We start from the raw sequence: 5465 nt of genomic DNA, 5'->3' as shown, positions 1-5465 counted from the left end.
GTTTTTCAAGATTTCAACCTGTTAGACACGCTCTCGGTCAAGGACAATATTCTTTTGCCGCTCGTCCTATCGCGCCGTCCCATCACGGAAATGATGCAAAAGCTAGTTACAATTTGTAACGAATTGGGAATTAACCAACTGCAAGAAAAATATCCCTATGAAATTTCAGGTGGTCAAAAGCAACGGGTGGCAGTGGCACGAGCGATTATTACTGAGCCGGAGATTTTATTAGCGGACGAGCCAACTGGGGCGCTTGATTCAAAATCCTCTGCGGCGCTTTTAGATGTATTTGATGACATTAATGATCGTGGTCAAACGATACTTATGGTGACGCATTCGACAGCGGCGGCAAGTCGCGCCAAACGTGTGCTCTTTATCAAGGATGGGATTTTGTACAATCAGATTTTCCGAGGCGACAAGACGGAGCGGCAGATGTTCCAAGAGATTTCTGATACCTTAACGGTCATGGCAAGCGAGGTGAATGATTATGTTCAAACTAACGAATAGATTAGCCATCTCAAATCTGGTAAAAAACCGTAGTTTATATTATCCTTTTGCGTTGGCAACGATTGTAGCAACAGCAATTTTATATAGCTTTGTATCACTTGCTCACAGTCCAAACTTAGAAGCTACTTACGGTGGTACTGCGGCTCGTATGACTCTACAATTTGGTATTTCAGTCATTCAAATTGCAGTTCTTATCTTGATTACTTATGCCAATAGCTTTGTCATGAAAAATCGTTCCAAAGAGTTAGGATTATACAGCATTTTAGGAATGGAGAAACGTCATTTGTTGCTGATGACTTTCTTTGAAATGTTTTATTTCTCTCTAGTGACTATTGGACTTGGACTTGCTTTGGGTCTCCTTTTAGACAAAATCCTTTTTGCCGTTTTACTCAAATTCATGGGAATGAAAGTAGTCATTGCCTCGACCTTCCAATGGTTAAATGTCTTTATTGTTTTAGCCAGTCTAGGTCTTGCCTTTGTGTTGATTCTATTTTTAAATTCCACGCGTCTGCTTCGGTACAGCTCGCTTCATTTGATGAAAGAAAAGAAGGCTGGAGAGAAGAAAGGACGATTTCTTGGTTTGCAGACACTTTTAGGACTTGGACTTCTTGCTGTGGCTTATTATATTGCGCTCACAGTTGAGAAACCAGTTGCTGCGATTTTTAATTTTTTTATCGCAGTTCTCATGGTTGTTTTAGCAACCTATCTTCTCTTTAATGCAGGAACGATTACGCTTTTGCAATTCTTAAAGAAACGAAAGAGATACTATTACAAAATACAAAATTTTATTTCTGTTTCGAATTTGATTTCTCGTATGCGTAAAAATGCTGCAGGTCTGGCTACAATTTCTATCCTTTCAACTATGCTGTTAGTAACCTTGGTTGGCTCTATTAATATCTATGTGGGTGGGAAAGATTATATGACTTCTTTGCATCCAAAGGATTATAATATTTCAATTACAAGTAGAACGATGGCTAAAAATGCTGCAATTTTACAGGCGGTAAAAGACGTAGTGCACAAAAAAGGGATACGTGATGCTAAGTATGAAGATTATAGTTATCAAATTTCTTCTATTTCAAAAATCAATGGCAATCAGCTAACGATTCCTGAAAACACAGCTAGATTAAATGTAGAAGAAGCTCAAAAATCAATGGCTACTTTCCTTGTCATTAGCTCTCAAGAGTATGAAAAAATGGCTGGGAGTAAGGTTAATTTAACGGATAATGAAACGCTTCTTTATACCAAAAATCTTCAAATCAATCAAAAACAAGATCTGACCATCAATGGGAAATCGTGGAAGATCAAAGAGCGTTTGACAACAGATTTTGCACATGGAAAGATTGCCAATGCATCCAGTATGGTATCGCAAAAAATGATGTATCTGGTTGTCAATCAACCAAGTCAAGTGGGTTTGAAAGACGGTTACACGTATTTTATTGGTATTCAATCGGCTAATAAAAAGGTTAATCTGCAAGAGAGTATTTTTAATGCTCTTCATAATCAGCAAGGGAAAGAAAGTAAAATTATCAGTGTTTCTGAACGTTATCGCATTGAAAAAGAATATCAGGGTGTGATTGGGACTCTTCTATTTATCGGAATTTTCCTTTCGACGATTTTCCTACTTGGAACAGTTCTTGTGATTTATTACAAACAAATTTCAGAAGGTTATGAAGATCGTGAAGGCTTTATCGTTCTGCAAAAAGTTGGACTGGATGAAAAGCAAACGAAGGCAACGATTCGGAAGCAAATCGTAACAGTTTTCTTCTTACCACTTATCTTTGCCTTTCTTCATATCGCTGTTGCTTTTCATATGTTGCAGCTGATTGTAGCTCTCTTAGGTGCAACAAATATACCATTACTCATTCAAACAACGATAACCACTTGCGGTGTCTTCCTCTTAGTTTACATCTTAGTGTTTGTAATGACCTCCAGAAGCTACCAAAAGATTGTAGCACAATAAGTATTTTGAACCATTCGTTTTTTGGCGAGTGGTTTTTATCTTGTAAATCTGACTTCTTATCTAGCTAGTAGAACCTCTTATCCAAAAGTGCGAGATTTTTTTAAAAGTGAGGAGTATGATAAGTTCGTAAAATAAATTATTGGAGGAACGTTATGCTACTAGAAACACGCCATCTTAGCAAAGTCTATGATAATAAGCAAGCTGTGAATGATTTGAATCTTCAGATTGAAACAGGAAGTTTTACCGCTATTTTAGGACCAAACGGTGCTGGAAAGTCTACAACGATTCAAATGTTGACAGGACTTTTGCAGCCTACGGCAGGAGAGATACTGTATGATAACCCCATTAAATTAGGTGTTGTTTTCCAAAACAGTGTTTTAGATGATATGCTAACGGTGCAAGAAAATTTAGAAATTAGAGCAGGTCAATATAAGGATATTGATAAAGGAAAAGTTGATAGCTTAGTGAATCAATTGGGATTGCAAAATTTCTCAACGCAATTATATGGGACTTTATCAGGTGGACAAAAACGACGAGTGGATATTGCCCGTGCTCTGCTGAATAGCCCAAATATTCTCTTTCTTGATGAACCAACTACTGGTTTAGATATTCAAACTAGGAAAGCCATTTGGGAGCTGATTCACCAGTTGCAAATAAAAGAGAAGATGACGGTTATCTTAACCACTCATTATTTAGATGAAGCAGATGATGCAGATATGATTTATATTGTGGATCACGGTCAAGTGACTGCCAAAGGTTCTGCTAATCAGATTAAAGAGCAATATGCTCAGAATTTTCTCAAGGTATTCGTGACCGATACTGCTGATTTTAAAGAAATTTTGAAGGAAGAGATTCCTTTTGAGGAAGTAAGAGTGAATGAACTGTTGATTCACCCAGAAACGACAGAAGAGGCTTTAGAGATTCTAACGTGTGGTCGCTCTTTTATTCGACAATTTGAATTTCGACCAGGAACAATGGACGATGCTTTTATGGCGTTGACAGGAAGAGAGGTACGTTAAAATGATAATGATCATTAAAAGAAATTTTTTACTATATTTTCGTAATCGTAGTGGAGTGGTTTTATCCCTTCTTGGAGCCATGATTTCCTTTATATTATACTTAGTTTTTTTGAAAGCAAATATCAAGACCTCTTGGAGTCAAGTCCCTCATACCAATCAGTTATTGGATTCGTGGTTGATTGGTGGAACGCTTGCCATTACAGGGTTAACCACAACCTTTTCGAGTTTTTCCCAACTAGCGAAAGATAGAGAAAGTAACGTAACACAAGACCTAGTTCTGACAGATTTGGGACTCTGGGGCTTGTCTATCAGTTACCTTCTGAGTACTGCCATCATTGGATTTTTGATGCAGATCATCATGTTTACTATCATGGAAGGCTACTTTATCTGGGACGATCAGATTGTCGTTGATTGGACTTTGCTTCCTCAAATCCTCCTTATTATGGTGCTCAATGCACTCTTATGTTCGATTTTCAATGGTATCCTTGTGAATCACTTCAAATCAGTAGATACGCTTGGAAAGCTAGCAACGATTATCGGAGCTGCCTCTGGTTTCTTAGTTGGAACCTATATTCCAATAGGGGTTCTTCCGTCATTTGCTCAAACGATAATGAAATGTACTCCCTCCACGTATATTGCTTCTCTCTTTAGACAAGTAATGATGAAAGATAGTTTAGCTACTGCTTTTCATCATAATACAGCAGCGCAAGATTATTTTGAAAAGATGATGGGCATTCAATTAAAGTGGGAATCTCTATTGACAATGAAAGAAACATACTATATAGTTGTAGTAGTTTTAGTTGCCTTGCTTGTCATTTGGACAATCCAACAGTTTGCTACCAATCGGTGGACTAAAACTGCTTAAATTGATAGAAAGTTAGAGAAATTTTTTGCAGACTAAATTCAAAATGAATCCAACCATTCCTTCAAATGATCCACTTGTTGTGATTCAAGCGGACGAGTTAGAAGCTGAAGCCAAAGAAATTTTTGAATATTTACATCAGTACAAGTCGTTTTATGTGAATGCTATTCCCATTAAAACAGATGATAAAATTGTCATGGTAAAGACGGATCAGATTATTTTGGCAGACATCAATCAGACAACATTGATGGTGTATTGTGTGGATGGTATCTATGCGACGACCGAAACACTCACACATTTTCAAAGTCGGGTTAATCGTAAAAACTTTATTCAAATTTCAAAACACGCTGTCATCAATATTGACCATTTGTTATCATTATCGGATAGCTTTTCAGGAAATATGACGGCTAGATTGACAAACAAAATTAAGTCAAGTGTCAGTCGGAAATACGTCAGATTGTTAATGGATTATCTCGGTTTGTAGAAAGGAACAAACATGAAAAAAATTGTAGTGTCTATGCTAGAAGGTCTGCGCACTGGTTCCTTGGTTTATTTACTTGTCTTAGCTTTTCGGATTCAAGAATCCCAAGCGACAACTGCTAATATCATCAGTATCTTGATAATGAGTGCTTTGATTGGCTTATTTACTTTACTATTTGAGGTTGAAAATTTTTCTTATTTGCTACAGTTAACGATTCATTTTTTCCTAACTTTAATTGTAGTTTGTGTGATGATGATTTATAATGGCTGGGATTTCAATCTTGTGCGAGCTGAATTTTGGCTAGATTTCATTGTTATTTATATTTTAATTTGGCTATTTGTTCGCTTAGATATTTATCTAAAAACAAAGAAAATCAATGAATCACTTGTAAAATTAAGAAGAAACCGTACAAAAGAATAGCTTAGGTCTTGTAGTTATATCCAGAGGGCTGGGGACACATTTGTCCAAGCCTTTTTTCTTACAAAAATGTAAGATAAAAGTCAAAAATGAAAGGTTAAAGTATGGAAAGTTACTTTTCTTTTCAGTATGATAGATATATAAAAATTGTTAGGAGAAAATGATGACACTATTAGACGTACAACACGTGAAGAAAATTTACAAAACCCGCTTTCAAGG

At 36.6% G+C, this 5465-nt stretch carries 6 protein-coding genes; all 6 read left to right on the top strand.

Going from position 1 to position 5465, the window contains the following annotated elements:
* Positions 1 to 507: ABC transporter ATP-binding protein (locus HMPREF2634_RS08140; protein WP_142350303.1), on the top strand; the 507-nt coding region annotated here is incomplete at its 5' end.
* A complete protein-coding gene (locus HMPREF2634_RS08135) occupies positions 488 to 2467 on the top strand; it encodes an FtsX-like permease family protein (RefSeq protein ID WP_021001419.1) in 1980 nt (659 codons plus the stop codon). The genes HMPREF2634_RS08140 and HMPREF2634_RS08135, both read left to right, overlap by 20 nt.
* A 152-nt stretch (positions 2468 to 2619) precedes the next feature.
* Positions 2620 to 3486: an ABC transporter ATP-binding protein gene (locus HMPREF2634_RS08130; protein WP_021001420.1), complete on the top strand. Its 867-nt coding sequence runs from the start codon at positions 2620 to 2622 to the stop codon at positions 3484 to 3486.
* Between the two features lies 1 nt (position 3487).
* Positions 3488 to 4351 (top strand): ABC transporter permease, encoded by an 864-nt coding sequence (locus HMPREF2634_RS08125; RefSeq protein WP_021001421.1) that lies wholly within the window; start codon positions 3488 to 3490, stop codon positions 4349 to 4351.
* Positions 4352 to 4376: 25 nt separating this feature from the next.
* A complete protein-coding gene (locus HMPREF2634_RS08120) occupies positions 4377 to 4832 on the top strand; it encodes a LytTR family DNA-binding domain-containing protein (protein ID WP_037590258.1) in 456 nt (151 codons plus the stop codon).
* Between the two features lie 12 nt (positions 4833 to 4844).
* A complete protein-coding gene (locus HMPREF2634_RS08115) occupies positions 4845 to 5249 on the top strand; it encodes a DUF3021 domain-containing protein (RefSeq protein WP_021001422.1) in 405 nt (134 codons plus the stop codon).
* The last annotated feature ends 216 nt before the right edge of the window (positions 5250 to 5465 follow it).

The sequence above is a fragment of the Streptococcus sp. HMSC034B03 genome, from assembly GCF_001838575.1.
GTDB classification, from domain to species: domain Bacteria; phylum Bacillota; class Bacilli; order Lactobacillales; family Streptococcaceae; genus Streptococcus; species Streptococcus anginosus.
The sequence above is the reverse complement of the archived record's forward strand: the minus strand, read 5'-3'. Positions and strand labels throughout refer to the sequence as shown.

What these genes read in the sequence shown, in the direction of transcription:
- HMPREF2634_RS08115 (WP_021001422.1), top strand. Translation starts at nt 4,845, where the DNA reads ATGAAAAAAATTGTAGTGTCTATGCTAGAAGGTCTGCGCACTGGTTCC.
- HMPREF2634_RS08125 (WP_021001421.1), top strand. Translation starts at nt 3,488, where the DNA reads ATGATAATGATCATTAAAAGAAATTTTTTACTATATTTTCGTAATCGT.
- HMPREF2634_RS08135 (WP_021001419.1), top strand. Translation starts at nt 488, where the DNA reads ATGTTCAAACTAACGAATAGATTAGCCATCTCAAATCTGGTAAAAAAC.
- HMPREF2634_RS08130 (WP_021001420.1), top strand. Translation starts at nt 2,620, where the DNA reads ATGCTACTAGAAACACGCCATCTTAGCAAAGTCTATGATAATAAGCAA.